This is a genomic window from Kamptonema sp. PCC 6506 (genome assembly GCF_000180455.1).
Classification (GTDB): Bacteria; Cyanobacteriota; Cyanobacteriia; order Cyanobacteriales; family Microcoleaceae; genus Kamptonema; species Kamptonema formosum.
In genome coordinates, this window is the sequence record NZ_CACA01000149.1 from 1 (window position 1) to 2,719 (window position 2,719).

Sequence of the window (2,719 nt, forward strand, 5' to 3'; positions counted from 1 at the left end):
CCTATTACCCATTACCAATTTAATTTTGTGGTCTTCCGATCCCGTCAGTAATAGCATAGTTGAAAGCCTTTAACCATAGCCAAAAAGAAGGATAGCGGGACTCCAACCAAGGCTGAGTTTTCCGAGCCAAATTAGGGAGCCATCCAAACAGCCAACTTGCCAAAGCAAGTAGAGTAAAATTAAGATAACTCCGCAGCCAACGTAGAATATCGTCCAAGTCCACAAAATCCAAAATCCAAATTAGAAGAGAGGGATTTTTGAGGGCTGCTTTGATAGCAAGTCCATTAAAAGTTAACCAATCAACCCGGTCTTTGATAAACTTTTCTGCAACTGCGAGATCGGTGCTGGCCAAAACGCCGAAAAATGTATTCAAAATCGAATTAATCCGCGCTGGGGGTAAGAAACAGCCAGTCGGTACCATCATCCCTTTAGAAAATAGCCAAGTCACAGAGACATTACTCTGATAGGCGCGAATTTGGTTTAAATGGTGGGCCTCAAGTAAATCATGCTTTAAAGCAACATCCAAAAGGTCAGTTAAACGGGAGAGATTGCGAACTAAAGAGCCAAACCCAGTGAAAACTAGTGGAGACTGAAGAGAAGCTGCATCACCGATCGCGATTAGTCTATCAAAAGCAACAGTGCGATCGCGACTTCCCGAACTAAAATGCCCCGGAATGTAACCAAAAGTCGGCTTTTTCCATACCAACTTGCCCAAATCGCAGCGACGATACTCCGGCAAAATCGCAAAAAAGTCCTCATAAAGCTCCAATAGAGAGCCGGGATTCTCAGAATTTACCTGATGGTAATGAAACAAATAGATCGTAATTTCCGAGCCCGCACCGGGGAATAATTCCCAAATTAATTGACGGCCTCGCGAAATATCCCCATGAGAATTGAGTACATCCCCATAATCAGAATCCCATACTCCCCGCTCAAAACCTCCGTCAATTACCGCTCCTACAGTCGGACAAACACTATCAAAAGCGTGCTCTCCGTTAAGTTGCCAAGCAATAGGAGAAGCACTCCCCATCGCATCCACCAGTAGGCGACCACAAGCTTGCCGCTGAGATTGGCTGGGCTGATGATAAGCCTGAACTATAACTTTTTGAGGTTCCACATCTGCACGGATGAAATCAGTTTCGTCCCAGATTTCACCACCAGCTTCAGTGAACTTAACTCCCGATAAATAAAGCAGTTTTTCAGCATCTAGGGCTACATTTAGCACCCTTGGCGTGTGTAGGACTTGAGCTTTTGCGATCGCGGGATTGTTGGCATCAAAAAACTTGCTATAGCCATCTTTGTACTCTCTGGCAATGAAACTTTCGACTTCCGCAGCCGTAAACAAACCTAAATTAATTAACTTTTGGAGTTCATCGCGAGAAATATTCCACTCTCGATTCATCCTACCAAAAGGCAACCTTTCCAACAGCAGCACCTTGTAGCCCAACCGAGCCATAACAGCCGCGTGGATGATGCCTAACGCGCCTCCCACATAAATCAAGTCATAAAAACAAGAATCAGATTCTCCGTCATTCCCTCTTCCCTCTTCCTTCTCCCCTCTTCCTTCTTCCTTCTTCCTTCCTCCTTCTTCCTTCCTAAACACCACCTGCTTCGGCGTTTGAGGATTGCGAACACCTTCTCGCCAACGCTTTTCCCACCAATAAACGCGCTTGAGGTCATATTCCCCTTGAGGCATTTTTTGAAAGTATTGGACAGTAAGGGGATAGTGGGGGGCCAACGCCTCAAAAATCGACTGTTGGGATAAATCGATGACTGGTGGTTCTGGATATTGATAGGGAAATTGATTTCTCACAGACACTGTGAGGCGATCGAGAAACTGCATTTCACCGTTGGCGGGTTTATTGTCGAGGCGAAATACTTTTAAGTATGTGGTTCGCTGCACTGACCACAGGAAAACGGAAAGTTCTACCGATTCAGGATTGGCAACTTCTGCTGTTGTTGTTCCTAATAGTAAGCGAAAGCCATCAGGAGTAATAATTTTCTTGCCAACTCCCGGCTCAAATTCTTGCTGCAACCAACTGCATACAGCGTTAGTCTTAGGAGTTGGGATTTCTAGGTAGAGAATTTCTTGCATTTTACAGTCTCAAACGTGAAATAAATTCATAAAAATAGGGGTTGACACAGGAGAAAAGTGCGCTATACTCCACAAATACTAAGTTGTTTTTAGAAAAGTTTACAATTCTCTCATATTCTTACATTTTTTATGCGCGATACTCAAGTTCGCTCCTCATTATCCGATGCCTTGGACGGCGGGGGTAAACCGTCTCATCAGCCGTACCCTGCTGCGGCGATTGCCATAAATTATCCCATCCCTACAAACCCTCAAGAAATGGTTGCCTTACGACAACAGCGGGTGAATGAGGAAGTGGTGGCAACTGCGATCGCAGGCGTTATTAATATAGCCCGTTCTAGGCAACAGTCTTTAGATGAACTCAAAGCTGAGGTGCTAGAGGAGGATAATCTTCTGGATCTATCTCAGCGCCGTCGCTTATGGGACATTGTTTCTCAAGCTTGGGACAATTTGCCCAGTTAGAGCTATAACTGATTGAAGAAGGGGCTAGGGGAAGAAGGGGCTAGGGGCTAGGGGCTAGGGACTAGGGAAGAAGGGGCTACGATGCTCAGGGCTAGGGGCTAGGGAAGAAGGGAAGGAGGGAATAAGGGAATAAGTAAATCCACCTAATTAAACATAAGATAAGTA

At 45.2% G+C, this 2,719-nt stretch carries 2 protein-coding genes; one reads left to right on the forward strand and one right to left on the reverse strand.

Annotated elements, in window-relative coordinates; genetic code table 11:
- Positions 1-19 precede the first annotated feature (19 nt).
- The gene (locus OSCI_RS08820; protein WP_007354579.1) at positions 20-2,095 is read right to left on the reverse strand and encodes a hypothetical protein; all 2,076 of its coding nucleotides are present in this window, start codon (positions 2,093-2,095) and stop codon (positions 20-22) included.
- Positions 2,096-2,224: 129 nt separating this feature from the next.
- Here OSCI_RS08820 and OSCI_RS08825 point away from each other — a divergent pair, with 129 nt between their 5' ends.
- Positions 2,225-2,554, forward strand: a complete 330-nt coding sequence (locus OSCI_RS08825) for a hypothetical protein (protein ID WP_007354580.1) — start codon at positions 2,225-2,227, stop codon at positions 2,552-2,554.
- Positions 2,555-2,719: the final 165 nt, after the last annotated feature.

Bases quoted from the DNA above. Each gene is read 5' to 3' on its own strand.
- OSCI_RS08820 (WP_007354579.1), bottom strand. From the start codon at position 2,095: ATGCAAGAAATTCTCTACCTAGAAATCCCAACTCCTAAGACTAACGCT.
- OSCI_RS08825 (WP_007354580.1), top strand. From the start codon at position 2,225: ATGCGCGATACTCAAGTTCGCTCCTCATTATCCGATGCCTTGGACGGC.